The organism is Brevibacillus sp. FW301-21C12A, from assembly GCF_058788915.1.
This window is the reverse complement of record NZ_JBYTBG010000024.1, coordinates 1-24,363: the sequence shown is the minus strand read 5'-3', so window position 1 is coordinate 24,363 and position 24,363 is coordinate 1. Positions and strand designations below refer to the sequence as shown.

At 51.7% G+C, this 24,363-nt stretch carries 25 protein-coding genes and 1 pseudogene; 20 read left to right on the top strand and 6 right to left on the bottom strand.

Going from position 1 to position 24,363, the window contains the following annotated elements; all coding sequences use genetic code 11:
* Positions 1–166 precede the first annotated feature (166 nt).
* Positions 167–307 carry a hypothetical protein gene (locus AC3WQH_RS15420; RefSeq protein ID WP_167333240.1) on the top strand — a complete coding sequence of 47 codons (141 nt, stop codon included), beginning with the start codon at positions 167–169 and terminating at the stop codon, positions 305–307.
* A gap of 95 nt (positions 308–402) precedes the next feature.
* Here AC3WQH_RS15420 and AC3WQH_RS15415 read toward each other — a convergent pair whose 3' ends face one another.
* The 3 genes from AC3WQH_RS15415 to sppA form a co-directional block, all read right to left on the bottom strand.
* On the bottom strand, positions 403–1,413 hold the full coding sequence (locus AC3WQH_RS15415) for a CAP domain-containing protein (RefSeq protein ID WP_005826615.1): 1,011 nt from the start codon (positions 1,411–1,413) through the stop codon (positions 403–405).
* A 132-nt stretch (positions 1,414–1,545) separates the two neighbouring features.
* Positions 1,546–2,019 (bottom strand): RDD family protein, encoded by a 474-nt coding sequence (locus tag AC3WQH_RS15410; protein WP_007776457.1) that lies wholly within the window; start codon positions 2,017–2,019, stop codon positions 1,546–1,548.
* A gap of 15 nt (positions 2,020–2,034) precedes the next feature.
* Complete coding sequence (sppA, locus tag AC3WQH_RS15405; protein WP_005826609.1) at positions 2,035–3,006, bottom strand: signal peptide peptidase SppA; 972 nt, start codon at positions 3,004–3,006, stop codon at positions 2,035–2,037.
* 184 nt (positions 3,007–3,190) lie between these two features.
* Between sppA and AC3WQH_RS15400 the strand changes: the two genes are divergently transcribed.
* Positions 3,191–3,919 (top strand): amino acid ABC transporter ATP-binding protein, encoded by a 729-nt coding sequence (locus AC3WQH_RS15400; protein WP_492332135.1) that lies wholly within the window; start codon positions 3,191–3,193, stop codon positions 3,917–3,919.
* A gap of 48 nt (positions 3,920–3,967) precedes the next feature.
* Here AC3WQH_RS15400 and AC3WQH_RS15395 read toward each other — a convergent pair whose 3' ends face one another.
* On the bottom strand, positions 3,968–4,669 hold the full coding sequence (locus AC3WQH_RS15395; protein WP_005826604.1) for a polysaccharide deacetylase family protein: 702 nt from the start codon (positions 4,667–4,669) through the stop codon (positions 3,968–3,970).
* A 141-nt stretch (positions 4,670–4,810) separates the two neighbouring features.
* Here AC3WQH_RS15395 and AC3WQH_RS15390 point away from each other — a divergent pair, with 141 nt between their 5' ends.
* The 6 genes from AC3WQH_RS15390 to gcvH all read left to right on the top strand — a co-directional run bounded on the left by AC3WQH_RS15390 (position 4,811) and on the right by gcvH (position 8,323).
* Entirely contained in the window at positions 4,811–5,623 is an 813-nt protein-coding gene (locus AC3WQH_RS15390; protein ID WP_197187480.1) for a DUF2797 domain-containing protein, read from the top strand.
* 58 nt (positions 5,624–5,681) lie between these two features.
* On the top strand, positions 5,682–5,870 hold the full coding sequence (locus tag AC3WQH_RS15385; protein ID WP_005826599.1) for a hypothetical protein: 189 nt from the start codon (positions 5,682–5,684) through the stop codon (positions 5,868–5,870).
* A 139-nt stretch (positions 5,871–6,009) separates the two neighbouring features.
* Complete coding sequence (locus AC3WQH_RS15380) at positions 6,010–6,372, top strand: arsenate reductase family protein (RefSeq protein WP_005826597.1); 363 nt, start codon at positions 6,010–6,012, stop codon at positions 6,370–6,372.
* Between the two features lie 3 nt (positions 6,373–6,375).
* A complete protein-coding gene (locus AC3WQH_RS15375; protein WP_005826594.1) occupies positions 6,376–7,563 on the top strand; it encodes an aminotransferase class I/II-fold pyridoxal phosphate-dependent enzyme in 1,188 nt (395 codons plus the stop codon).
* Positions 7,564–7,619: 56 nt separating this feature from the next.
* Positions 7,620–7,883, top strand: a complete 264-nt coding sequence (locus AC3WQH_RS15370; RefSeq protein WP_005826592.1) for a hypothetical protein — start codon at positions 7,620–7,622, stop codon at positions 7,881–7,883.
* 59 nt (positions 7,884–7,942) lie between these two features.
* Positions 7,943–8,323: a glycine cleavage system protein GcvH gene (gene gcvH, locus AC3WQH_RS15365; RefSeq protein ID WP_005826591.1), complete on the top strand. Its 381-nt coding sequence runs from the start codon at positions 7,943–7,945 to the stop codon at positions 8,321–8,323.
* Between the two features lie 307 nt (positions 8,324–8,630).
* Here the strand turns inward: gcvH and AC3WQH_RS15360 are convergent, their stop codons facing one another.
* Positions 8,631–10,685: a methyl-accepting chemotaxis protein gene (locus tag AC3WQH_RS15360; RefSeq protein ID WP_007780223.1), complete on the bottom strand. Its 2,055-nt coding sequence runs from the start codon at positions 10,683–10,685 to the stop codon at positions 8,631–8,633.
* 304 nt (positions 10,686–10,989) lie between these two features.
* Between AC3WQH_RS15360 and AC3WQH_RS15355 the strand changes: the two genes are divergently transcribed.
* From AC3WQH_RS15355 to sufB, 11 genes are all read left to right on the top strand, one after another.
* Positions 10,990–11,424, top strand: a complete 435-nt coding sequence (locus tag AC3WQH_RS15355; protein ID WP_005826586.1) for a hypothetical protein — start codon at positions 10,990–10,992, stop codon at positions 11,422–11,424.
* A gap of 28 nt (positions 11,425–11,452) precedes the next feature.
* Complete coding sequence (locus AC3WQH_RS15350; RefSeq protein ID WP_005826584.1) at positions 11,453–11,845, top strand: VOC family protein; 393 nt, start codon at positions 11,453–11,455, stop codon at positions 11,843–11,845.
* 185 nt (positions 11,846–12,030) lie between these two features.
* Positions 12,031–12,372, top strand: a complete 342-nt coding sequence (locus tag AC3WQH_RS15345; protein WP_005826582.1) for a hypothetical protein — start codon at positions 12,031–12,033, stop codon at positions 12,370–12,372.
* Between the two features lie 78 nt (positions 12,373–12,450).
* Positions 12,451–13,611, top strand: a complete 1,161-nt coding sequence (locus AC3WQH_RS15340) for a M20 peptidase aminoacylase family protein (protein WP_005826580.1) — start codon at positions 12,451–12,453, stop codon at positions 13,609–13,611.
* 360 nt (positions 13,612–13,971) lie between these two features.
* Positions 13,972–15,552: a phosphoenolpyruvate carboxykinase (ATP) gene (pckA, locus tag AC3WQH_RS15335; RefSeq protein ID WP_005826578.1), complete on the top strand. Its 1,581-nt coding sequence runs from the start codon at positions 13,972–13,974 to the stop codon at positions 15,550–15,552.
* Between the two features lie 545 nt (positions 15,553–16,097).
* On the top strand, positions 16,098–16,634 hold the full coding sequence (locus tag AC3WQH_RS15330) for a cupin domain-containing protein (protein ID WP_492332140.1): 537 nt from the start codon (positions 16,098–16,100) through the stop codon (positions 16,632–16,634).
* Positions 16,635–17,081: 447 nt separating this feature from the next.
* Positions 17,082–17,870, top strand: a complete 789-nt coding sequence (gene sufC / locus AC3WQH_RS15325; protein ID WP_005832072.1) for a Fe-S cluster assembly ATPase SufC — start codon at positions 17,082–17,084, stop codon at positions 17,868–17,870.
* Between the two features lie 21 nt (positions 17,871–17,891).
* Positions 17,892–19,190 carry a Fe-S cluster assembly protein SufD gene (gene sufD / locus AC3WQH_RS15320; protein WP_290426879.1) on the top strand — a complete coding sequence of 433 codons (1,299 nt, stop codon included), beginning with the start codon at positions 17,892–17,894 and terminating at the stop codon, positions 19,188–19,190.
* Positions 19,190–20,416 carry a cysteine desulfurase gene (locus tag AC3WQH_RS15315; protein WP_007780199.1) on the top strand — a complete coding sequence of 409 codons (1,227 nt, stop codon included), beginning with the start codon at positions 19,190–19,192 and terminating at the stop codon, positions 20,414–20,416. The genes sufD and AC3WQH_RS15315 overlap by 1 nt, the downstream gene beginning before the upstream one ends.
* Positions 20,403–20,840, top strand: coding sequence for a Fe-S cluster assembly sulfur transfer protein SufU (gene sufU / locus AC3WQH_RS15310; RefSeq protein ID WP_005832076.1), 438 nt, complete (start codon positions 20,403–20,405; stop codon positions 20,838–20,840). Before AC3WQH_RS15315 ends, sufU begins: the two co-directional genes overlap by 14 nt.
* Positions 20,841–20,880: 40 nt before the next feature.
* Complete coding sequence (gene sufB, locus AC3WQH_RS15305) at positions 20,881–22,278, top strand: Fe-S cluster assembly protein SufB (protein WP_025844056.1); 1,398 nt, start codon at positions 20,881–20,883, stop codon at positions 22,276–22,278.
* 285 nt (positions 22,279–22,563) lie between these two features.
* Here sufB and AC3WQH_RS15300 read toward each other — a convergent pair.
* Positions 22,564–22,725 (bottom strand): annotated as a pseudogene (locus AC3WQH_RS15300) (AbrB/MazE/SpoVT family DNA-binding domain-containing protein); the annotation flags it as partial.
* Positions 22,726–23,117: 392 nt separating this feature from the next.
* Between AC3WQH_RS15300 and AC3WQH_RS15295 the strand changes: the two are divergent.
* Positions 23,118–24,173, top strand: coding sequence for a hypothetical protein (locus AC3WQH_RS15295; RefSeq protein ID WP_007780192.1), 1,056 nt, complete (start codon positions 23,118–23,120; stop codon positions 24,171–24,173).
* Positions 24,174–24,363: the final 190 nt, after the last annotated feature.

The following is a 24,363-nucleotide window of genomic DNA, read 5'->3' as shown; positions in this document are numbered from 1 at the left end:
AACGAAGCCATTCTCTGCATGTGTGGAGGATGGCTTTTTGTGCTGCCGGGGTTTCCCAACCATTTTTGCTGAACTGTAAGTTTTCTTCGTAAAAAAGCATAAACGGGCGCAGGGGAGGGAAGCGTATTACTATAGAAGAATTGTTTTTTTGGAAGGGGTTGACCCGATGCTGACTCCGTGCATATTCAAGCGGGGGATCGTCTGGATTTTGTTTTTCGTTCTCAGTCTGGTCATCATCCCGTTTTTTTCCGAAGAGGGGCAGGTTCCGCCGCCAACTCCTGCTACGAATGCGGCTGCGCAGCAGTAACTTCGACTCTGTCCGTGGATGAGGCAAGAAGTCTTCGTTAGAGCAACAAAAGACACGCCAAGCGATTGTGCTGGCGTGTCTTTTTTTCCGAGCGCTTACTTCGAGACGAAGTTTTGCGTGTAGAACGGGCGGCCGTCTTTGATGACGACACCGACGCCCAACTGTTTGAAGTTTTGATTCAAAAGATTTTGCCGATGGCCGGAGGAGTTCATCCAGCCCATGTGGACTTCAATGCCGTCCAGTTGGCCGTAGGCGATGTTTTCGCCCGCGTAGCTGTAGCGGATGCCTGCTTTTTTCAGGCGGTCAAACGGGCTTCCCGTCGTCGGCGAGGTGTGGCTGAAGTAGTTGTGCTGCGCCATGTCGTTGCTGTGCGCCCTGGCGACAGCCGCGACCTGCTCGTCCCAGGTCAGGACAGGCAATTTGGCGCGCAGCCGAGCGACGTTCAGCAAGTCGAAATTTTCTTTCTCATAAGCGATGGCGGCTTGCTTGATCTGGGCGTCTGTCAGCTTCGGCTGCGCCGGCAACTGTGTATAGACAATCGGGTACATCAGGCCCATGGCGATCGTGGCGAAGTGCTCTGGCGTGGAGATGCGGACACCTGCGACTTTGTTGCCGCCCAGTTGATCGATGGAAAAGGTGATGACCTGATTGTTTTGAAGATAAGTCGGATGTTTGAGCGTATTGTCCTGGATGCGCAGCGATGGAGTAATAGCCAGAGTGTTCTGTGGCGCTCCCCATGCCTCCTGCAACGCTTTGGTGGTGGAACCGATCGTGATTCCCCCGATATTGATCTTCGCTCCGTTCGTAAACAGCGTGACGACTTTGCTGTTTTGGATGCCCACCTGTATGTAGTTGTTCAAATCTTTGTTGTAGATCCACCATTCTACTCCGGTGTGGCTCGGGTCTTTGCGTGCGGGCTTGCCCAGCTTTTGCTCGACCTGAGCGGCGCTCATTCCGAGCTGGATGCCGTACGTGGACACCGATTTGACTGCTTGCTCTGCGGCTGCGACAGGAGCGGCGGACACACCAAAAACGGGTGACAACTGGCCGAGCAGAGCCAGTGAAAGACCTAAGGCGAGGATGCTGATTGCTTTTTTCTTGTGCATATGTCTACCTCCTCGAAGTGGAATTGCCTTGGTTGTTACCAGTATCAGTGCAAAGACGGGCCAAAAACAGAGTCAAAGGAAGCAAATCTGTTACGAAAAAAGGAAAAACCTCCGAATAGACGATCGGAGGTTTCACGTTTTGCGGTCGTAGACGACGTATGTTTTCGCGAGCAAGTCATGCCAGCCTTGCTTTTGCGGATTCCATGCCACCCACAAATAGCCGAGCCCAAAAGGCAGCGTGGACAAAAACTTGCCAATCACTTCGCGCAGGATGACCTGGCCGCCCGACAGGTTGCCCCGGGACTGTCTGGCACTAATGACCCGGATTCCGGTAATCAGCTTGCCCAACGTCTGTCCCGTCCACCAGGTCAGAAGGATCATGTACAACAGTCCGAACAGCGCCTCCATCAGATCGATCAACGAAAAAAAGTCGCCGGATACGCCCATGGCGCGCCGCAGCGGATTGAACACGAGCAGGCTGACGCCGACCAGAAACAGGGAGTCCAGCAGGGAGGCCGCTACGCGTATCCAAAAGCCTGCGAAGTGGTGCTCGCGAGGCGGCTCCTGCCAGCCGTCCGGCTCTTGCCTTGCCATGAGGTCGCTCATTCCTCTCACTCCTTTTTAAAACGACGGGATGAATTGGTACAGGAGCCGCGGCGAGCTTTGGCGCTGCACGAGCTGCGCAAGCCCGAGCGGATCAGGGTTGGACCAGTGCTGCTTCAGGCTGAACAACAGCTTGCTGATGGAGAGCTGGTCATTGTAGCGCACGACCATCGCTTCCTGCTCGCCAGAGAGCGAGAGTGCATGCCGGGTCGCTTCTTCCAGATCGCCAAATTCGTCGATCAGTCCGAGCAGCTTGGCTTGCTCGCCGGAGTAGACGCGGCCATCGGCAATTTCTAAGACGCGCTGGCGGGAGAGATTGCGGCCTTTGACGATTACATCGACGAATTTTCGGTAGCTCTCGTTGACCAGCGACTGGAAAATTTGCCGCTCGGGATCGGTCAAAGGGCGCGCCGGGCTGCCGATGTCTTTGTAGCGCCCGCTTTTGATCGCGTACTGTTTGACGCCCAGCTTGGCTGCGGCCTCGTTGTAATTAAACAGTTGAAAAATGACGCCGAGACTCCCGGTCAATGTATTCGGATTGGCAAAAATCGCATCGCCAGCCGTTGCCAGGTAGTAGCCACCCGACGCAGCGGTCGAGCCCATGCTGACGACGATCGGGATGTCGCGCAACTGCTTGAGCCGCATCAGCCGGGTATGCAACTCATCCGTAGCGACGACCTCGCCGCCAGGGCTGTCGATCCGGAGCACGAGCGCCTTGACCATGTCGTCTTCCTCGACCCGCCGCAGTTGCTCGGCGAGCAGTTCTGCCATCGAAGGCATCCCGGAAGCGTTCGGCTCCCCGGAAATGACGCCGTTTACGAACAACTGCACAATTTTGTTGCTGCCTGACCCGTACACGACGTTTTCCTCCCAGGAGAATCCGGGGGTGTCGGCCAGCTCCTTGTAGCTTCCGGCCAAGCCTTCTACCGTTATTCCCGCGACAAAGACGACCAGCACGATCAGGAGCGCCACCCATTTTTTTCGTTGCATGAAAACCACCTCCCCCTTAGCATGAGCCGCGAGGGGAAGAGTTACGCATCGGGCCGGGCTTGGAAAAACAGGGAGTGCAAAAACTGGGCGAGAGACTATTTGTGCAATTTTCAAACTATTGCGGTACAATAATATAGTTACATAGATTAAAGCAAACGCATTTACCGCAATTAGGGGGATGACCATGATTATTCAAGTGACCGATTTGACGAAAAGCTACGGAGAGTTTCAGGTGTTAAAAGGAATTACGACACAGGTGGCGGAAAAGGAAGTCGTGTGTGTCATCGGGCCGTCGGGCTCGGGCAAAAGTACTTTTTTGCGCTGTCTGAACCAACTGGAGCAAATGACGGGCGGGAGGATCGTCATTAACGGGCATGACTTGTCAGACCCCAAGACAGATATCAACAAGGTCAGGGAAGAAGTCGGGATGGTGTTCCAGCGCTTCAACCTGTTTCCGCATAAAACGGTTCTGGAAAACGTCATGCTGGCGCCGATCAAGGTCAAAAAGCTCGCGCAAGAAGAAGCGCGCAAGCAGGGTCTGGCGCTTCTGAAAAAGGTCGGGCTGGAAGACAAGGCCGACGTGTACCCGGAGCGGTTGTCCGGGGGCCAGATGCAGCGGGTGGCGATTGCCCGCGCGCTGGCGATGAACCCGAAAGTCATGCTGTTCGACGAGCCGACCTCCGCCCTCGACCCGGAGCTGGTGGGTGAGGTGCTGACCGTCATCAAAAACTTGGCCAAGGAAGGGATGACGATGGTCGTGGTCACGCACGAGATGGGATTTGCGCGGGAAGTCGGCGACCGCATCATTTTCATGGATCAGGGCGTGATTATGGCAGAAGGAAGCCCCGAGGAACTTTTTGACAACACCAGCCACGAGCGGCTGCGTTCTTTCCTCGGAAAAGTTCTGGCCTAAAAGGCAAGGCACCAGTTGCTTCGCGAAAGAGCGAGGCGTTGGTGCCTATTACTTGGCCTCATCGAGCAGTTGCGATACGGTGACAAAGCGGTAGCCTTGCGAGCGCAGGTCACTGATTAGCTCCTGCAGGGCGGCCACGGTTTGCTTCTGGTTCAGGCCGCCATCGTGAAACAAAATGATGTCGCCGGACGACACGTTGCTTTTCACGGTTTTCGCAATGACAGACGCCGTTCTCGCCAGCGACCAGTCTCGCGGATCGACCGACCAGTGAATGATGTCGTACCCGCTCGCCTGGACGGCGTTCATGACGTCGTGGGTCATGACACCCCCGGCGGGACGGTAGTATTGGGCGAGAATGCCCGTCGTCCTCAGGATGGAGCGCTCTGCTTGCTTGATGTCCTCGTACACCTCGTGCTCTGTCAGCTTGTTTAAGTCAAAATGGTGGTAGCCGTGATTGCCGATCTCGTGTCCGGCCTTGTAAATCCATTGCAGCACCTTTGGATGCTTGTCCACCTGGGAGCCGAGCACGAAAAAGGTGGCGGGCACCCGGTTTTTATGGAGCACCTCCAAAATTTTCGGGGTGTAGGTGGCATCCGGACCGTCGTCAAAGGTCAGGGCGACTACCTTTTTGTTCGTGTCGATCCGGTGAATCGGTTCGTAAGAGGGGAGCAGTTCCCGGGCGGTAACAGGAGATATCCCGTAGCCGAGCAGGCAGGCAAGCAACAAAGCATACAGCACGACGCGGCTCATGACGGACGCCCTCCTTTTGATTGAGATAGTTTAGGTTCACCCTCCGCTCTGGAAAACATGCTGCCAAAAGAAAACAGCGCCCGGTGCGCACAGGCGATATGTTAAAATGAAAGGACTGTACATGGGAGAGGAGAGAATGAAGTGGAACTCCGCGGTATTTTGCACGGTCTGAGCCACGATTATCACGGGAGAGAAAAGCCGGTCGACTACTATTTGAACATCGGCGAAGACCGTCTGCCTTTAAATGAATGGCTCGGCAGCGAACTGACCATTTCCTATCTGGGCCAAAAAAATTGCATCGCCTGCGGGCGCAAAACGAACAAAACGTTCAACAGCGGGTACTGCTACCCCTGTTTTACCAAACTGCCGGAAAATGACTTGTGCATCGTCAAGCCGCACGAATGTCATTTTGACCAAGGGACGTGCCGGGACGAGAGCTTCGGCGAGCAATACTGCATGATCCCGCACTACGTCTATCTGGCAGTTTCCAGCGACATCAAGGTCGGACTGACGCGCAAGCACAACCAGCTCAAACGCTGGGTCGATCAGGGGGCGATTCGCGCGATCCCGATTGCGGAAGTGCCGACGCGCCGGATGGCGGGAGAACTGGAGTACCATCTTAGCCAGTTTTTGCCGGACAAGACCAACTGGCGCAAAATGCTCAAGGGCGACGTCAAGGAAATCGACCTGATTGCTATGCGCGACGAGGTGTACAGCCATTTTCCCGAACCGTTCAAACCTTTCCAATACAGGGAAGACGAATGGGTGGATATTACATATCCGATTTTGGAGTCGCTGGACAAGATCAACTCGAAAACGTTGGACAAAGAGGAGCAGCTCGGCGGGCGGCTGATCGGCGTCAAGGCGCAGTACCTGATTTTTGAGAACGGCGTTTTCCAGGTGCGAAAGCACGCCGGCTACCAGGTAGAGATCACGGCAAGCCACTCTGCATAAGTTCAGGCAAACTCCCCACACTTAAAAAAGCAGGCCAAGCTGAAGGGGGAGCTTTTTCGTGGATGGAGAAATCGAGTACACCCAGCCGTTGACGGGGACTTTGGCGGAAGCGGTAGAAGCGCAAAACGACAAGCAGCTAGGGGTGCCTTATTCGCCGCTTGCCCAGATGTGGCAGGTGAACCCCGGGGCCGAAGCCGTCGAGACGGAAGGCGCAAAAGCCGATCCGTCCAAAAGCCCGGGCCACTAACAGCAAAGCAAAACGCGAAAAACGGCAGCCGTTGAAGTGGGGCTGTCGTTTTTTTCAAGCAGGCAAACATTGTCCAGGACGGTGTGGTATTCTTTTACAAGAGAGAATGACTACATAACGAAAAGCGAGGGAATCGACCATGACCATGAAAGCGTATTTGTACAGCAAATGCGATACATGCCGCAAAGCGAAAAAATGGCTGACAGACCACAAGGTGAGCTTCGAGGAAGTGCCGATTGTCGATGCGCCGCCTTCCAAGGAAGAGCTTCGTCGGATTTGGCAGACGAGCGGGCTTGACCTGCGCAAGTTTTTCAATGTCAGCGGCGTGCAATACCGCGAGCTTGGGTTAAAGGACAAGCTGCCGACGATGACAGACGAGGAAATGCTTGACTTGCTCGCTTCCAACGGAAAGCTCATCAAGCGCCCTCTCTTGGCGAGCGATGATACAGTGACGCTGGGCTTCAAGGAAGACGAGCTGGAAAAAGCGTGGGGAGGCAAGTAGGGGATGCGCCAACCGTCCAAAAGACTGCAAAACTTGTCTGCCGCGATTTTTTCCGAGATGGCTGCGCGAAAAAAAGAAGTCGCGAAGAAAAGGACCGTGTACGACTTGAGTATCGGCAGCCCGGACCAACCGCCTGAAGACCAGTTGCTCGAAACATTGCTCGCTGCTGCCAGACAGCCGGGCGCATTTGGCTACGCCTTGAGCGAGGGTACCGGAGCTTTTCGCGAAGAAGTGGCGCGCTGGTATCAATACCGCTTTGGCGTGGAGCTTGCGCCAGACGGCGAGGTTCATTCCTTGATGGGCTCGCAGGATGGACTCGCGCACTTTGCTTTGGCCTGGACCGATCCGGGCGACATCGTGCTCGTGCCTGACCCCGGCTACCCGATTTACGAGGGGAGCGTGCATCTGGCCGGGGCGATGCCTTACCGGATGCCGCTGCGCGCGGAAAACGGCTTTTTGCCCAGGCTCGCAGACATCCCGGACGAGATCGCGGCTCGTGCGAAGTTCATGATTCTGAACTATCCGAACAATCCTGTATCGGCTGTGGCCACCGTCGACTTTTTTGCAGAGGTCGTCGCATTCGCCAAGCGTCACGACATCATCGTCGTGCACGACCTCGCTTATTCGGAGATGGCTTTTGACGGCTATCGCCCGCCCAGCTTCCTGCAAGCGCCGGGAGCCAAAGAGGTCGGGATCGAGTTCAATTCGTTTTCCAAGAGCTTTAACATGGCAGGCTGCCGCATTGCGTATGTAGTCGGCAACAGCGAGATCATAAAGCCGCTGGCCATCGTCAAGTCGAATGTCGACTACGGCGTCTTTTTGCCTGTCCAGCAGATGGCGGTCGCGGCTTTGCGCATGGACCGGGAAGCAGGCGGCAAGAGCAGCGTCGGCCCTGTCTATCAGGAGCGCCGCGACGTCTTGCTGGCAGCACTGGCCGAGGCGGGCTGGGACATTGTGCCGCCGAAAGCGACGATGTTCGTCTGGGCACCCGTGCCAACTGGCTGGACGTCCCGCGAGTTTGCCATTGCGCTATTGGAGGAGGCAGGGGTGGTCGTCATTCCTGGTAGCGCCTTTGGCGACGAAGGGGAAGGCTACGTCCGGATTGCGCTCGTGCAAAGCCCGGAAGTATTGCGCCAGGCCGCTCGCTCGATTGCGGAGTCAGGCATTTTGGCGAGAAAAACAGGGGCATAGGCGCAGGCTGGCCGGCAAATGAGGGACGGTGTGGCAAATCGGCGTCGGCGAATGGTTTGAAAGTTACACGTATTCCTGTGCCGGATTTGGAAAAAGCTACAGATATTGAAGTGAGGAAACAGGCGATTGCGGAGCATGGCCTGAGGTATTCGCTTGCGGTCGTCGACGAAAAGGTCGATGCGCTGCCGGATGGACATGTCTCTGTTTTTGGCCTGTTTGACGAGAGGCTCCAGCGCGCCATTTTCTGGCAGGCGAAAAGGGTTTCAAGCTGGTCCCCAAAACGTCTGTTCAGAATTTTGTGGAGCGAAGAGGAATCCTAGAATGTTCGTCTAATTATGTATGTGTAATGGATTGTACCCGATAGGAGGATATGTAAGCGATGGAATTCCCGAAAAATCTACGTTACAGTGAAGAGCATGAGTGGGTGCGAGTAGAAGGCAACAAAGCGTATATCGGAATCACCGCTTTTGCTCAATCAGAGCTGGGTGACATCGTGTTTGTCGAGTTGCCAGAGGTAGGCTCGACAATTCAACAGGATGAGCCATTTGGCAGTGTGGAATCGGTAAAGACCGTTTCCGAGCTGTACGCTCCTGTATCTGGCAAAGTAGTGGAAGTAAACGGCGAACTGGAAGACGCACCAGAACTGGTGAACTCTTCGCCTTATGAGCAGGCCTGGATGATCGCTGTCGAGCTGTCCGACACAGCCGAGCTGGACAAGCTGCTGGATGCCGACAAGTACGAGGCAATGGTAAAAGAATAGTTTGCAGACACACAAAAAGCCGGGGCATTGTTGCTCTGGCTTTTTTAGCTTTTTGGCAAAAGCCAGTCGACCGTTGCCGCAGTGGAGGGAGGAAACAGGAGAAAACGCTACAGGTACTTGGGCCTCTAGCGAGGAAGCGGAGACTGGCCGCCTGCGGGGAAAAAGGAAAACCGCGTCCAAAGTGGAGGATTCAGGGAAGCGGGTTCAAGGTGGACGCTTAAAGGCAGATACAAAAGAAAAAAGGCTTCGCCGAGCCGCTAAAGCTTGGCGAAGCCTTTCTATGATAAAACGTCAAAACCTCAAACCACTACCTAAGCTTAAACGAGCGCACCGTATCGTTCAGCTCTTCTGCCATCTTCGCGAGCATGGTCACGGCTGCGGAAATTTCTTCCATCGACGCGTTTTGCTCTTCTGCTGCCGCTGCGACGGTTTGCGAATTGCCGGCGGACTGGATGGCGATTTGCGAAATATGGTCGATCGCTGCGACGATCGTTTGCATTTCCTGGCTGATTTTTTTCATTTCCGCCGACACTTCGTCTGTGCGGGTAAGCAAGTGGGCGGTAGAGTCGGAAATTTGCTCGAAGGCGGTTCCGGTCGCGGTGACCAGCGTCATGCCTTCCCCGAGGATGATGGAGCCGTGGCTCATGGCGGAGATGGCCGATTCGGTATCGCGCTGAATGTCCGTGACGAGGCTGCTCACCTGTTCGGCGGCCGAGCTGGACTGTTCCGCCAACTTGCGCACTTCGTCAGCGACAACGGCAAAGCCTCGTCCTTGCTCCCCGGCTCTGGCGGCTTCGATCGCTGCGTTTAAGGCAAGCAGGTTGGTCTGGCTGGCAATCGAGGTAATCAGCGCGATCATTTGGCCGATTTCCTGGGAGCGCTGTCCAAGTGCGTTGACCACCGCTGCGGTTTGCTCCATTTGTCCGTGAATTACCGTCATGTGCTCCACTGTCTTCGCGGCCATCTGGTTTCCTTCTGCAGCCTGGCGATTGGCATCGCGAGTAGAGGAGCTGACTTCCTCGATGCCTTTTTCCATCAACGAAATATGCTGGGCGATTTCGTTGATGACATCGCTGCCCTGATTGGTCGCGTCCACCTGCTGCTCTGTTCCGTAGGCGATCTCCTGCACAGACTGGGCAATTTGCTCCGTCGCTTTGCTCGTCTGCTCTGCGCTCGCCATCAGTTGTTCGGAAGTAGCGGCGACTTGCTGGGCGCTGTAGCTGACCTGGCTGAGCGTTTCGCGCAAGGTGGCGGTCATCGTATTGAAGCGGCTTGCCATGACGCCCATTTCATCGGCTGTCTTGACGTCCATCGTAGCGGTGAAATCGCCGGAGGAGAGAGCTTGAGAAAGCTGGTTGGCCTTGTTGATTTGTCCGGTCAAATACTTGCTGAAAAAATAAATGACGGCAATCAGGATCAACAGCCCAAGCAGACTGACAGCGAGAAGCCGGTAAGCCAGAGCGTTCAGAGGCTTGGCAAATTCATTTTCCGGCATGACGAGCGCGATAGTCCAATTTGTGTCAGGGATTTTTTGGAAATAGACGCGATTGACGCCATTGTCATCGGAAAAAGTTGTCATGCCTTCATTTTCAGCGAGAAGAGCGGGGCCGATCTCTGCGAGCGACGCGTTGCTGTCGGTTTGCACGGATTGGACCATCAGCTTGTCCGACTGGGGATGGGACAAGTACTTGCCGTTCTGATCCAGCAAAAAGGCCCAGCCCGTCTCGCCTACTTTTGTACCCGAGACCATCGCTTGAATATCCGTGAGCGTGATGTCGTCTGTCGCTACACCCAAAAGCTTTTTGTCTGGGGAGTAAAACGGAGCTACGACTGTCGTCATGGAGACTTTGGAAATCTCGTCATAGTACGGCGGTGAGTAATTTGTCGGTTTTTGGGTCGACGCACCGATCTTGTACCACTCTTGCTCAGGATAGTTATAGGACGATGTACTGTACTCGTACGTAATGCTCACCTTGCCGTCTTTTTTGGCAGCGTAAGTAGCAACGAACTGCTTGCTCGGATCAAAAGCGTAAGGCTCCATGAAAATTCCCATGCCAACAGACGTTTCGTTGACGAGAACTGTTTTGCTCAGCAGGGAATCCAACTGCTCCAGCGAATAAGTAATGGGGCTCATTTCGATGACGCGCGCCATGTTCAGCGTCACCTTGCTGTGTGCTTCCAGTTCTTTCTCCACTTTGCTGCCGAGCACGTCCAACTGGTAGTTCATCTTCTCCGTCAGTTCCTTGTTCAACTGGGCGTGGGAAAACATGAAGGCCATGCTCATCAGAAGTACTAAGGTAAGGACAATGACTGGAAGGGTAATCGCAAGTGTCCGGGCGCGAAGACTTTTAAAACGAAACATAAAACCGCTCTCCTTTTATTGTGACTAGCTGACTAACTATTCTCTTTATCGGCGTGATTCAAACTTCTTTGCACGATTTTTAGGCATGTACCGACAAAAACTTCAAACTAATCAGAAAACGGTGTTCAAACGCAGGCAAATCGAGTACAATGGTATGACAATTTGTTTTGCCATAAACCGATTGGTATCTTTTTGCGGTAGAGCAGCAGAGGGATTACGGGTTACAATGCGGATACAGACAGAGAGTTTCGACCAGACGCTTCTAACGCTTTCGCTGTTTGGCGAAGAAGGAGGGAGACTATTTATGAGTTTTTGTTGCGGTGCAGGAATGGTAGGTTCCGTAGGCTCAGTCCGTCATTATAAAACGCTTGTACACAATGTCCCCATCATGTTTTGTCCTGTTTGTGACAGAATTGAGGTTCATCCCGGTATTGAGGGAGAGTACGAAATTTTAGTAGAATATGCTCAAGGGGATCAGGCGCCCGAAGTCGATTTCGCCGATTTTGTGAGTGTTGACAATACATCGGAGTTGTTTGAGAATTGTACCATGACGGATGAAGCAGCCAGCTTCGCCGATGTTTTGAAGCAGCAGATTGATATCTCCTTGGATTTGCTCGGTATTGCCAAGGAGTTAAAGGATGAAGAGTGGCGCGAAGCACTCATGATTCGTTTAAAACGGTTAAGCGAGCGACTGAAGCAGTACAATAAACGCAAGCAGGTGTCGCAAAAAAGCGCATGACCTTTAGTTGACGTGGGAGGCAGTGTGAATGTTTCATTTGAAAGGCGTTCACCACATCGCATTGAATTGCAGCGATGTCGTGAAGGTAGCTCGGTTTTTTAAGGACATTTTGGAAGTCCCCATCCCGGAAGAGAATATGGTGGAAGGAGCGCCTGTCTACTTTCAAATCGGCACATACACACGGATCGGTCTCCATCCGCACGACGGGGCGGAAGGCAAAGGCGGCGTAGGGCAGGTCGATCACCTCGCTTTCTCGGTAACGAGCCGCGCTGAGCTCGACTATCTGGTCGACAAGCTCGAGGCGGAAAACATTTGCTACCGTGGCCCGATCACGCAGCCTACGAGCTACAATTTGTATTTTGAGACACCGGATGGTCACCATCTGGAAGTCCGACTGGATAAAGACGAATTTGATGAATAACGGATGGATCAGAAGAGCATCTGCGGCCGCGGGTGCTCTTTTCGTTTTTGCGCAACAGATGAAAAAGCCTGTCGAGAAAAAGTCGGCCGCCCTGACAAGACCCGACAGTGGTTCTCATCCCTCGCCAAAGGATTCGACTGAGCGAGCCACGAACCCAATGGGAGAAGAGAGGGGGACGGATTTTTATGATCGGAATTGGCAGACTGCTTTACGAGGTAGGCGAGCGCCTACAAAAGAAAACGCATTTGCACTATATGACAGCAGGCTGGGAAAAGCGGATCGGGATCGTCGTCGACGACACGCAGTCGCGCTGGCAACTCACGATATCAAAAGGCAGCATTTCGGCAGGCGTCTGGGAGGAGGAGCAGTCCGCCGATCTGATCGTCAGGGGCGGCGAGCGGCAGATGGAGATGCTGTTTGGCGGAGACGAGCTGGTCTACACCTTGGCCAAGCAGCAGGTGAAAATAGCAGGGACATTGCGCGACCAGTTGAAGCTGGATGCGATTTTGCGCTTGACGTGCAAATAAAAGCTGGCTGATCCCGTTTCCAAATAAAGGCGCCCGCATGTGCTATAATGAGGAAGAAACGATGGGGGAGGCGCAAATATGTCTGATAGCTTGGCGTTGAAAGAAACAGTCGCTGCACGTGCGCGAAACATTGACGAAACATTCAGTCACTTGCACGCGAATCCGGAAATTAGCTGGCAGGAAGTCGAGACGACGAAGTACTTGGCCGAGAGAATGCAAGCACTGGGGCTTGCAGTCACTACTTTTGCAGATTGTACAGGGCTTGTCGCGGAGTGGGGAGAAGGGAAGCCTGTCGTCGGGCTGCGCACCGATATCGACGCGCTGTGGCAGGAAGTAGACGGAGAGTGGCGCGCCAATCATTCCTGCGGGCATGACGCGCACATGACCATGATTGTCGAAACGGTAGAGGCGTTGATCGCTTCCGGGTACAAGCCTCCGGGCACGCTGAAAGTTTTGTTCCAGCCCGCTGAGGAAAAAGGAACAGGCGCCTTGAAGCTCGTGGAAAAAGGCGTCGTGGACGACATCGACTATTTGTACGGCGTCCATCTGCGCCCGATTCAGGAAATGGCGAACGGGACGGCGGGGCCAGCCATCTACAACGGCGCCGCGATGTTTTTGTACGGAGAAATTACAGGCGTATCTGCACACGGAGCAAGGCCGCACCTCGGAATCAACGCGATTGAAGTCGCGGGTGCGATCATTTCCGGGATCGGACAAATTCACATCAATCCGATGGTTCCGGCGACAGTGAAAATGACCATGCTGCAAGCCGGAGGAGAGAGCTACAACATCATTCCGGACAAAGCGAGATTCGCCCTTGACTTGCGGGCGCAAACCAACCAGGCGATGGATGAGCTAGTCGGGCGCGTCCGCCAGATGATCGAAGGGATCGCGACATCCTACCAGGCGTCGATCGAACTTACGGCCGGATCGCGAATGGTGGCGGCGGAAGTCGATGAGGAAGCGAAGGAGCTGATGGAGCAAGCGATTGTCGACGTGCTCGGGGTGGACAACCTCAAGGCGGCGCCTGTCAGCCCGGGAGCGGAAGACTTTCATTATTACACTGTAGAGCGTCCGCACATCAAGGCGACGATGCTGGCTCTCGGCTGCGATTTGCAGCCTGGACTGCACCACCCGCAGATGAAGTTCGAACGGTCGGCACTCCGCGACGGCGTCCAGATTCTCAGCCGTGTCATCGTGCGCACGTTTGACAAGCTCGGAGAAAATGCCTCCCGCTAAGCGAATGCGCTGGAAGACCCGCTCATGCAGCGGGTTTTTTGTGTAAGCCATGGCGCAGGCACCATCCAGGGCTGGCGGATCAAGGCGGGCCGCTGTCCAGGCACTTTGTCGCGCCAACTGGTCAGACCAGCGAATTTTCAAAATATCCATTCATTTACGAAAGGGTGGACATAGAGTCGAAGAACTGAAATACTGTAGGGTGGGGAAAACTACTGGGGAGGCTATTCACACATTCTCCACAAGAGATTATAAAATTATGTGGCTTATTTGATTGAATGTGATATACTAATTACAAATCGAACGACATTGAGAAAAGTTACTTTACTTGGATATACATTTTGGGAAGGAGATCGTTCACACATGGAAACCAATACGGTTCACAAGCTTTCTGACATTCTGGGAGCTACACAGGTTTACCGCAACCTGCCTGTAGCTGGGCTCGTTGAGATGGCAGTAAAGCGTGGCGAAGGGATTTTGACCGACAAGGGGGCGCTCAATGCGCTGACAGGCAAGTTTACCGGCCGTTCGCCAAAGGACAAATTTGTGGTGGACGAAGCTTCCGTACACGATAAGATCAACTGGGGTCCGGTGAATCAGCCGATTTCTCCGGAGAAGTTCCAGGCACTCCAGCAGGACGTGCTGCAATACTTGCAAGGCAAAAGCGAGCTGTTTGTATTTGACGGTTTTGCTGGTGCAGACACAACCTACCGTCTGCCAATCCGGGTCGTAACCGAATACGCTTGGCACAGCCTGTTTGCGCGCCAGTTGTTCATCCGTCCATCTGCAGAGGAGCTGGCGACACACGAGGCTGAGTTCACCGTGCTTTACGCACCTGGCTTCAAAGCCAATCCATCTGTACACGGAACCAACTCCGAGACTTTCATCGTTCTGAGCTTCGAGCAAAAGACCGTTTTGATCGGTGGCACCGAGTACGCGGGCGAGATGAAAAAGTCGATCTTCAGCGTCATGAACATGCTGTTGCCTGAGCGCAACGTTTTGTCCATGCACTGCTCGGCCAACGTGGGCAAAGACGGGGATGTCGCCCTGTTCTTCGGGCTGTCCGGTACAGGCAAAACAACGCTGTCCGCTGACCCGAACCGCTTCCTGATCGGGGACGACGAGCACGGCTGGTCTGACAATGGCGTATTCAACATCGAGGGCGGCTGCTATGCAAAATGCGTCAAGCTGTCCGAAGAGGGCGAACCGCAAATCTGGAACGCGATCCAGTTCGGTACCGTACTTGAAAACGTCGATGTAGACCCGGCTACCCATGTCGCCGACTACGACAGCACGAAGTACACAGAAAATACGCGCGCAGCCTATCCGGTAGACGCAATCTCCGGCGCTGTGATTCCAGGTGTAGGCGGTCAGCCAAACGTCATCATCTTCCTGACAGCCGATTCGTTCGGCGTGCTGCCTCCAATCTCCAAACTGAACAAAGAGCAGGCGATGTACCACTTCCTGTCCGGCTACACGAGCAAAATGGCTGGTACAGAGCGCGGCGTAACGGCTCCGCAAACCGAGTTCTCCACGTGCTTCGGCTCTCCTTTCCTGCCGCTGCACCCGGTTGTGTACGCAGAAATGCTCGGCAAAAAAATTGACGAGCGCGATGTGCAAGTATATCTCGTAAACACAGGCTGGACGGGTGGCCCTGTCGGTGTTGGACAGCGCATGAAGCTCTCCTACACGCGTGCGATGGTAACGGCAGCGCTGAACGGCGATCTGGAAAAGGTAGAGTACGTGGAAGACCCAACGTTTGGCGTACAAGTGCCGACCACTTGCCCGAACGTACCGGCAGAAGTGCTTCAGCCGCGCAACACATGGGCAAACAAGGAAGACTACGACAAGCAAGCTGCCGAACTGGCTGCACGCTTCATCGAGAACTTCCAGAAGAAGTTCCCGGATGCAACAGACATTGCGAAAGCAGGTCCAAAAGCGTAAGCAACGGCTATATATATGGAGGAAACGGCTGGACAATAGCGTCTAGCCGTTTTGTTTTGTCCAAGGCGAGAGCGGCCAGGCAACGCTGCCAATCAGCAGGCTGTGGACAGGGCCGCTATCACAGCTTTTCCATTTGACTCGCGCAAAAGGGTCAGGTAAGCTTCCATAGGAGGCTTTTTCAGCGAATGGAAACGAGCGGATTGGATACATAACCAACACGAGGCAAGCTGCTGAACTGGCTGTACGCACCTGTGCCTTTTTTTGTGGCGCTCGGGAGGCGAATCGGGAGAAAAGTTCCTGGAAAATGCCAGGCGATGTATTGGAAAAAGTTGCATGGGAGTGTTCATTGAAAATAAAGTGTTAGACTGAAAAATAAAGTGTTAGACCGTGAAAATAAAGTTGTAGTCTGATCGCGAGCAAAGCTAACGGGCAGAACCCTTCAACAGCACCCTTCCGATAGCTTTCTATATAATGCTGAATCTAGGTACATTCCCTAAGTATATTTCATAAGATAATTTGAAAAATGCGTGAAGGGAATGAAAAAAATGTACAATGTTCCTTATATGTATCCATATCCATATCCATATCATGTAAATGTACCAATGTATAACTATGGAGGACAGAATGTTTACAGGACTATGCCTCCTGATACATGGCATGATAATCGATTGGTTTCTCAGTTGAAAGATTATGGACCTGAACCGTTTGTAGTTAATATCAATCAGGCTTCGAAGCAAAACAGTACGTATCGTACCGCTTTATGGACAGGAAATCATTTGCAAGTTACATTGATGAGTATTAACGTTGGCGAAGATATCGGGTTGGAAATTCACCCTAACGTTGACCAATTCCTTCGTATTGAACAAGGTCAAGGGATTGTTCAAATGGGCAAGAGTAAAAATAATTTAAGCTTTGTAAGAAAAGTCTCTGATGACTTTGCCATTGTGGTACCCGCTGGAACATGGCACAATGTAACTAATACAGGCAATATCCCGCTAAAACTTTATTCGATATATGCACCTCCACACCATCCACATGGTACTGTACATGTAACTAAAGCTGATGCTATGGCAGCCGAATAATAATTACTGTGAGTAATAAATTATAATTTTTTACACCCAAGGAATGAACAACATATCCTTGTTGTTGCTGAACTAACGGGATACGTTAGTTGAACAAAGACAGCGGCAGTCTAAGACTTTATTTTTCAAGTCTTGGTCCGCCGCTGTTTCATTTTTATTGTCAGTCTAATACTTATTTTTGGAAGTCTGGCGATTTTTAATCTCATAAAACGCGTTAAATCGCGCCTCTGAGTCTAAAACTTTATTTTCACGGGACAGGGAGAAAATGCTTACGTGGCCGTTGTATTTGGGAAGGTTTTTGGAAGCAAAAACGGACTTTCTAAATATAATGATATAAAAAATACAGATATGTTTCATTCCTTGATTTATAATTATTCTTATTATAAGATAGTTATTGAGAATGGATTGAGAATTACCAACTCACTTTTGTGTATGGAGGGAATTCAGATGACAGCAGTACCGCATTTGCAAATAAAAAACCTTCGCGCCAAGATCGAGGACAAAGAGATCCTCAAAGGTTTGAACCTGGAAATCAAGGGCGGCGAAGTGCACGCGATCATGGGACCGAATGGTACCGGTAAATCGACACTGGCATCTACGCTGATGGGCCACCCGAAATACGAGGTAACCGATGGCGAAGTGCTTATCAACGGCGACGACCTTCTGGAAATGGAAGTAGACGAGCGCGCACGCGCAGGTCTGTTCCTGGCGATGCAATACCCATCCGAAATTAGCGGCGTAACCAACTCCGACTTCCTGCGTTCCGCGATCAACGCGCGCCGTGGCGAAGGCAACGAAATCTCCCTGATGAAATTCATCCGCGAGATGGACAAAAAGATGAGCACGCTGGAAATGGACGATTCTTTTGCGCACCGCTACCTGAACGAAGGCTTCTCCGGCGGGGAGAAAAAGCGCAACGAGATTTTGCAAATGATGCTCCTGGAGCCAAGCATCTGTATCCTGGACGAAATCGACTCCGGTCTCGACATCGACGCGCTGAAAATCGTAGCCAACGGTGTAAACGAAATGCGTTCTGCTGACCGCGGTTTCCTGATTATCACGCACTACCAGCGTTTGCTGAACTATGTGAAGCCTGACTTCGTACACGTCATGATGCAAGGTCGTATCGTGAAGTCCGGTGGTCCTGAGCTGGCTGAACGCCTGGAGGCAGAAGGCTACGACTGGATCAAGGAAGAGCTCGGCATCGAGGACGAAACCGTTAACGCCAACGTGTAGGAAGAAGGAGGCAGCAGTGAAATGAGTGTGGATGTACAGCTCCGCTTCGGTTCCGAAGCGATCACCGAGTACTCCAAAGCTAATCAGGAGCCTGCTTGGTTCCTTGAAAAGCGCCTCGCTGGACTGAAGGCGGCGGGAGAGCTTCCGCTTCCCGCTTTGGAGAAAACGAAGATTGATAAATGGAATACTGCCGGGTTCGACCCGTTTCAAACCACTGCCAAGATCGCGTCGGCCAATGAGCTGAGCGAACTGGTAAAAGGGCAAATCGACGTGGACAGCGTGAAAAACCTGGTGGTGCAAAAGAATGCTTCCGCCGTTTTTCATGCCGTGACAGATGAGCTGAAGGCACAAGGCGTCGTTTTCACTACGCTCGCTGACGCGCTGCAAAACCATAGCGAGCTTGTACAAAAGTACATGTATCAAGTAGTGGCGCCAGACGAGCACAAGCTGAGTGCGCTGCATGCGGCAGTGGTGAACGGCGGCGTTTTCCTCTACGTTCCGAAAAACGTGGAAGTGGATGTACCGTTGCAGGCTGTTTACGAAATCGCTGGCGACCATGCGCTTCTTTGCCCGCATGTGCTGATCGTGGCAGAAACGAACAGCAAAGTGACCTACGTGGATACATACGTATCTGGCGAAGGCAAAAGCATGGTAGCCAACAGCATTGTCGAAGTGTTCGTAGGGGCAGGCGCATCCGTGCAGGTAGCTTCTGTGCGTTCCTTGTCCGCAGAGGTTCACGACTACAGCTTCCGTCGCGCAACGGTTGACCGCGATGGCAAAATGGAATGGATTTTGGGCGAGATGAACGACGGCAACACCGTTGCCAACAACACAACCATCCTCAAAGGAACTGGTTCGAATGCACTGACCAAATCCATTTCGGTAGGGACAGGTTCCCAGCGTCAAAACTTGACTTCCCAGGTTCAACATATCGGCACCCACTCCGAGTCGGACATGGTGAGCAAGGCCGTTATGACAGGGGAAGCAGTCAGCATTTTGAATGGGATCACCAAAATCGAAAAAGGCGCTGAAAAAGCAAACGGTGTGCAGGCGGAAAACATCCTGATGCTGAGTGACAAAGCTCGCGGCGACGCCAACCCGATCCTGTTGATCGACGAGGATGACGTTAAAGCGGGGCACGCTGCTTCGGTAGGACGCTTCAGCGAAGAGTCCATCTACTACCTGATGTCGCGTGGAATTACCCGTCAGGGCGCAGAACGTCTGATTATTCTCGGCTTCCTCGATCCGGTTGTGTCCGAAATCCCGGTGGAAGAAGTGAGAAACAAACTCCGTCAGGCGCTTGAAAGGAAGTTAGGCTAATGGACGCCAAGGAGCTTCGGAAATATTTTCCCATCCTTCACCAAGAGGTAAACGGGCACCCGCTCGTCTATCTAGACAATGGAGCAACCTCTCAAAAGCCGCTTCCGGTAATTGAGGCGATGGATAAATACTACAAGGAGTTCAACTCCAACGTGCACCGTGGCGTGCACACCTTGGGCAACCGAGCGACTGACGGCTACGAGGGCGCGAGAGAGAAGGTTCGCGCCTTCATCAACGCCCGCGAGACAGCGGAAATCGTGTTCACGCGCGGCACGACCTCCGCGATCAACACGATTGCTTACGGCTACGCTCGGTTGGTTCTGAAGCCTGGGGATGAGATTGTCACAACGCTGGTAGAGCACCATGCCAATTTCATTCCGTGGCAGCAGGCAGCCAAGGCAACCGGAGCGACCTTCAAGTTCATCCCGCTGGCAGAGGACGGGACCGTCACTCTGGACGCGGTAAAAGAAACGGTTACGGACAATACCAAGATCGTAGCGATTCACCATATTTCCAACGTACTTGGGGATACTACTCCGATCAAGGAAATTGCCCAGATCGCGCATCAGCACGGCGCTCTTCTGTTTGTGGACGGGGCCCAGGGCGCTCCGCACAAAAAAATCGACGTCCAGGATTTGGATTGCGATTTTTACGCGTTTTCTGCGCACAAGATGGCAGGCCCGACAGGCATCGGTGTCCTGTACGGCAAGCGCGAGGTGCTGGAGCAGGTCGAGCCGATGGAATTTGGCGGCGAAATGATCGACTACGTGGATAAGTACGACTCTACGTGGAAGGAGCTGCCGTGGAAATTCGAAGGCGGCACGCCGATCATCGCAGGCGCGATCGGACTCGGGGCAGCGATTGACTTTTTGCAGGAAATCGGTCTGGAAAACATCGAGCGCCATGAAAAGCATCTGGTGAAATACGCCATGGAGCAAATGCGCGAGATCGAAGGACTGACGATTTACGGCCCGCAGCAGGACCGCAGCAGTTTAATTACATTCAATCTGGATACGGTACATCCGCATGATCTGGCGACTGTGCTGGACAGCTACGGAATCGCAGTTCGTGCGGGCCATCACTGCGCCCAGCCGCTTATGCGCTGGCTGAATGTGACGGCTACCGCTCGGGCAAGCTTCTACCTGTACAACACAGAAGAAGAAGTAGATGTGCTGATAGCGGGATTGAAGAAGACGAAGGAGTATTTCGGCAATGTCTTCTCTTGATGATTTATACCGCCGCGTCATTATGGACCACTACCAGAAGCCGCGCAATCGCGGCAAGCTGGAAGAATCCGACGGACTCATTGTGAATTTGAATAACCCGACTTGTGGCGACAGCATCTCGCTCTCCTTGAAGGTTGAGGAGGGCAAGGTGGTGGACGCGAAGTTTCTAGGCGAAGGCTGTTCGATCAGCATGTCATCCGCTTCGATGATGACGGATGCGGTCAAGGGCCTGCCAGTGGAAAAGGCACTTGAGCTGGCGCACAAGTTTTCCGATATGATGCAGGGCAAAGAGATCGACGATTCCATTGATCTGGGTGACATCGAAGCTTTGTCTGGCGTAGCCAAGTTCCCGGCGCGCATCAAGTGCGCCACTCTGGCCTGGAAGGCGCTGGAGCAAGGCATCAAGCAGGCAGAGCAGAAATAGCAGTCAGGTATGGACATGAATGAAGAAGGAGTGAGCAACGATGGCTAAAAAAGCCCCTGAGATACAGGATTACCAGTACGGCTTTCACGACAAGGACGTCTCTGTATTCCGGACGAAAAAGGGTCTGACCCGCGAAATCGTCGAGGAAATTTCCAAGATCAAGGATGAGCCGGCGTGGATGCTGGAATTCCGCTTGAAAGCCCTGGACATTTTCAACAGCATGCCGATGCCGAAATGGGGTGGCGACCTGGACGACCTCGATTTCAATAGCATCACGTACTACGTAAAGCCTTCGGAAAAGCAAGGCCGTAGCTGGGATGAGGTGCCGGAAGAAATCAAGGCGACTTTTGACAAGCTGGGGATTCCGGAAGCAGAGCAAAAATTCCTCGCGGGTGTATCCGCTCAATACGAATCCGAGGTCGTTTACCACAACATGCAGGAGGACCTGGAAAAACTGGGCGTTCTGTTCTGCGACATGGATTCGGCAGTGAAGCTGTACCCGGATATCGTGAAGGAATACTTCGCGACCGTCATCCCGCCAGCAGACAACAAGTTTGCGGCGCTGAACTCGGCTGTATGGTCCGGCGGCTCCTTCATTTACGTGCCAAAAGGCGTAAAAGTGGAAACTCCGCTGCAAGCGTACTTCCGCATCAACTCGGAAAACATGGGCCAATTCGAGCGCACGCTGATTATCGCTGACGAAGATTCGTTCGTGCACTATGTAGAGGGCTGTACAGCTCCGATCTACAGCACGGATTCCCTGCACTCCGCCGTTGTAGAAATCATCGTGAAAGAGCGCGCACGCTGCCGCTACACCACGATCCAAAACTGGTCGAACAACGTTTACAACCTCGTGACCAAACGCGCGGTTGCTTACGCAGACGCGAACATGGAATGGATCGACGGCAACATCGGCTCCAAGCTGACCATGAAATACCCTGCAGTTATCATGAAAGGCCCACGCGCCAAAGGTACTGTCCTGTCCATCGCGGTAGCAGGCAAAGGCCAGCACCAGGACGCAGGTGCGAAAATGATTCACTTGGCACCGGATTGCACATCGACCATCATTTCCAAATCGATCTCCCGCGACGGCGGAAAAGTAACCTACCGCGGTCTGGCCCAGTTTGGGCGCAAGTCGGAAGGCTCCAAGTCCAACATCAAGTGCGACACGCTGATTCTGGATAAACTGTCCACGTCCGACACGATCCCGTACAACGAGATCATGAACGACAACATCACGCTGGAGCACGAAGCGACTGTCTCCAAAGTGTCCGAAGACCAGCTCTTCTACCTGATGAGCCGCGGCCTGACAGAAGCCGAAGCGACCGAAATGATCGTCATGGGCTTCATCGAGCCATTCACGAAGGAACTGCCGATGGAGTATGCGGTGGAGATGAACAGATTGATTAAGTTCGAGATGGAAGGCAGTATTGGGTAGGAAACGATAAAACGTTGTTGCCCCAGCATTTTATAAGTGGCATACGTGTTTTAAAAAATAATCGTGCCGATTCAAAATGTTCCTTTGGTGTAGAAGGCGAACTTTTATGTTCGTCTTCTTCCATTTTTTCGGCGATGGACCAGGAGCGAGAGAAGCAGCTCACTGCGCTGCGAACGCTTTGCGTGACGCGGGGTATCCTGAAATATGACGAAGCCCTCCTTCAGAATTCTAGTCTGGAGAGGGCTTCCCTTGTTTATTCTGATTCATGTTGCTTCACTAGCACAGGAATACACATGCCAGTTCATACTTCTTCAATATGTTACATTCATCAACAACGTAAATCTCCAATGGATCTTTGAGGATAATATCAAAAATGGCTCGTAGCTCCTTTGGAAGCACAATGCGTCCAAACTCATCGACTTTTCTAACAACCCCGGTTGCATTCATCGTTTATTACTCGAAACTGAATAAAAATTGAGCAAAAAAGTGGAAATAAATCTAAAATTACGCTAAATTTTAAATAGGGGTATATGGGTAATATTGTAAAATTAGGGTGATGGTTAATTTTTTGAGAGATAATTGAAAAGCCAAAAAAAGAAGATTATTGATGTTGGAAATACAATGATAAAAATTATTAGTGTCTCTTTTGGATTCTTAATCGAATCACGAATAAAATTAGAGAAACCAAGTGTAAAGAAAAACGTGATATTTTCAAAAGCTTTGTCTGCAAGGCTTTTGTTTTGATCATCATTGTTTTTCAAAGTAAACACCTCTTTTGGGTTTATTACACAATATTACCATTTATTTCCCTGTTAATAAATAGTAAAGGGTCATGAATAATGAAGAAAATTACAAGCACACTGTTAGCTTTATCGGTTGTAGGAATGTCTATATTTTCGAATTTTGCTGTAGTACCTACAACTTTCGCGAAAAGTAGCAAGGCTTATGAAAAAATTCCTCAGCCTAAATTTGATTCTTATAAGATTGAGTTAAATGATGGATATAAAATTGTTTCCGAAAGTGTTGAAATAAACAAAAATGATGATTTCATCGAGACATCAGTTTATTCAAGAGAGGATTTTTTTGATAATGACGGTAAATATCAAAATACTGTCCTTGAGATTTCTTCTTTCCACAATGATTTCGAGACTGGAGAGGCAAAGAATAAATTCCTAACTAAAACGGTTCATGATGAAAAAGGAAGAAAGACGTTGTCAAGTAAAAAAACTGTCTCTTTTGAGATTACTGATTTTGAAGCAGAGATTGAAAGTTATTTTGAAGATGAAGAGGGGGCATTTGATAAAATCGAGGGGTATACTCTAGAAGACGTTAAAGAAGAGAAGGAAACAATAAATAAAGAAATTGAAAAGAATAATAATTCCATTGGTTTAAAGGCTGTTTTAGCCAGAGGAGCTTTTGACAATTATTACAACCATGATAATAAATCGGGAGACTTTGAAATTCAGGCTTTGAGTGCCTCAGCACATGAATATATTAGGATTACAGGTAATGAAGATGATGGGGATAACTCTGACTCTTTGTCGAATTTCAAGAGCTATATAAAAGCTTATGAAGATGCAGTTATTACAAAAATGGATCGAGAAGAGTTTAGAGATGAGGTAAATGCTTGGGCTAGCGGTATTTCTTCCTTCCTTACTATTGGCCAATACGGAGGAGAATATTTAAAAGGACCAGCGGGATGGGTTAAAGGAGTTAAGTACCTTGGAAAAGCGTTCATGGTTGCTAAGTTAGCCCTTTGGACAACACAAGCCTATGCTTCAGGGGCGGTCTTGGGTTACTCAAATATTGCAGCAGAAAATCTAGATAACGCTAGAAAAGAATTGAATTACAAAAACTGGACGAATGTAAGAATGAAGATTGTTAGCGGATACTAAGAGTGTGGAGGGTATTTATTAGACTCTCAAATTATTACTCATGCGAGTTTAAGACAATGTAGGCGTAGCTTCCCTCCCTAATCTAATCGATGTAGGGAGGGGTGTTTTTATTTGAGCCTTTTGCAGATTTCTGAGCCCTTTCGTATCAAGCACTTGAAAAGCATAAAAAAGGACTTCACCCCAAGAAGGA

Excerpts from the sequence above, each read along its gene's own strand:
- AC3WQH_RS15420 (WP_167333240.1), top strand. The coding sequence starts at position 167 with ATGCTGACTCCGTGCATATTCAAGCGGGGGATCGTCTGGATTTTGTTT.
- AC3WQH_RS15415 (WP_005826615.1), bottom strand. The coding sequence starts at position 1,413 with ATGCACAAGAAAAAAGCAATCAGCATCCTCGCCTTAGGTCTTTCACTG.
- AC3WQH_RS15410 (WP_007776457.1), bottom strand. The coding sequence starts at position 2,019 with ATGAGCGACCTCATGGCAAGGCAAGAGCCGGACGGCTGGCAGGAGCCG.
- sppA (WP_005826609.1), bottom strand. The coding sequence starts at position 3,006 with ATGCAACGAAAAAAATGGGTGGCGCTCCTGATCGTGCTGGTCGTCTTT.
- AC3WQH_RS15400 (WP_492332135.1), top strand. The coding sequence starts at position 3,191 with ATGATTATTCAAGTGACCGATTTGACGAAAAGCTACGGAGAGTTTCAG.
- AC3WQH_RS15395 (WP_005826604.1), bottom strand. The coding sequence starts at position 4,669 with ATGAGCCGCGTCGTGCTGTATGCTTTGTTGCTTGCCTGCCTGCTCGGC.
- AC3WQH_RS15380 (WP_005826597.1), top strand. The coding sequence starts at position 6,010 with ATGACCATGAAAGCGTATTTGTACAGCAAATGCGATACATGCCGCAAA.
- AC3WQH_RS15375 (WP_005826594.1), top strand. The coding sequence starts at position 6,376 with ATGCGCCAACCGTCCAAAAGACTGCAAAACTTGTCTGCCGCGATTTTT.
- gcvH (WP_005826591.1), top strand. The coding sequence starts at position 7,943 with ATGGAATTCCCGAAAAATCTACGTTACAGTGAAGAGCATGAGTGGGTG.
- AC3WQH_RS15360 (WP_007780223.1), bottom strand. The coding sequence starts at position 10,685 with ATGTTTCGTTTTAAAAGTCTTCGCGCCCGGACACTTGCGATTACCCTT.
- AC3WQH_RS15355 (WP_005826586.1), top strand. The coding sequence starts at position 10,990 with ATGAGTTTTTGTTGCGGTGCAGGAATGGTAGGTTCCGTAGGCTCAGTC.
- AC3WQH_RS15350 (WP_005826584.1), top strand. The coding sequence starts at position 11,453 with ATGTTTCATTTGAAAGGCGTTCACCACATCGCATTGAATTGCAGCGAT.
- AC3WQH_RS15345 (WP_005826582.1), top strand. The coding sequence starts at position 12,031 with ATGATCGGAATTGGCAGACTGCTTTACGAGGTAGGCGAGCGCCTACAA.
- AC3WQH_RS15340 (WP_005826580.1), top strand. The coding sequence starts at position 12,451 with ATGTCTGATAGCTTGGCGTTGAAAGAAACAGTCGCTGCACGTGCGCGA.
- pckA (WP_005826578.1), top strand. The coding sequence starts at position 13,972 with ATGGAAACCAATACGGTTCACAAGCTTTCTGACATTCTGGGAGCTACA.
- AC3WQH_RS15330 (WP_492332140.1), top strand. The coding sequence starts at position 16,098 with ATGTACAATGTTCCTTATATGTATCCATATCCATATCCATATCATGTA.
- sufC (WP_005832072.1), top strand. The coding sequence starts at position 17,082 with ATGACAGCAGTACCGCATTTGCAAATAAAAAACCTTCGCGCCAAGATC.
- sufD (WP_290426879.1), top strand. The coding sequence starts at position 17,892 with ATGAGTGTGGATGTACAGCTCCGCTTCGGTTCCGAAGCGATCACCGAG.
- AC3WQH_RS15315 (WP_007780199.1), top strand. The coding sequence starts at position 19,190 with ATGGACGCCAAGGAGCTTCGGAAATATTTTCCCATCCTTCACCAAGAG.
- sufU (WP_005832076.1), top strand. The coding sequence starts at position 20,403 with ATGTCTTCTCTTGATGATTTATACCGCCGCGTCATTATGGACCACTAC.
- sufB (WP_025844056.1), top strand. The coding sequence starts at position 20,881 with ATGGCTAAAAAAGCCCCTGAGATACAGGATTACCAGTACGGCTTTCAC.
- AC3WQH_RS15295 (WP_007780192.1), top strand. The coding sequence starts at position 23,118 with ATGAAGAAAATTACAAGCACACTGTTAGCTTTATCGGTTGTAGGAATG.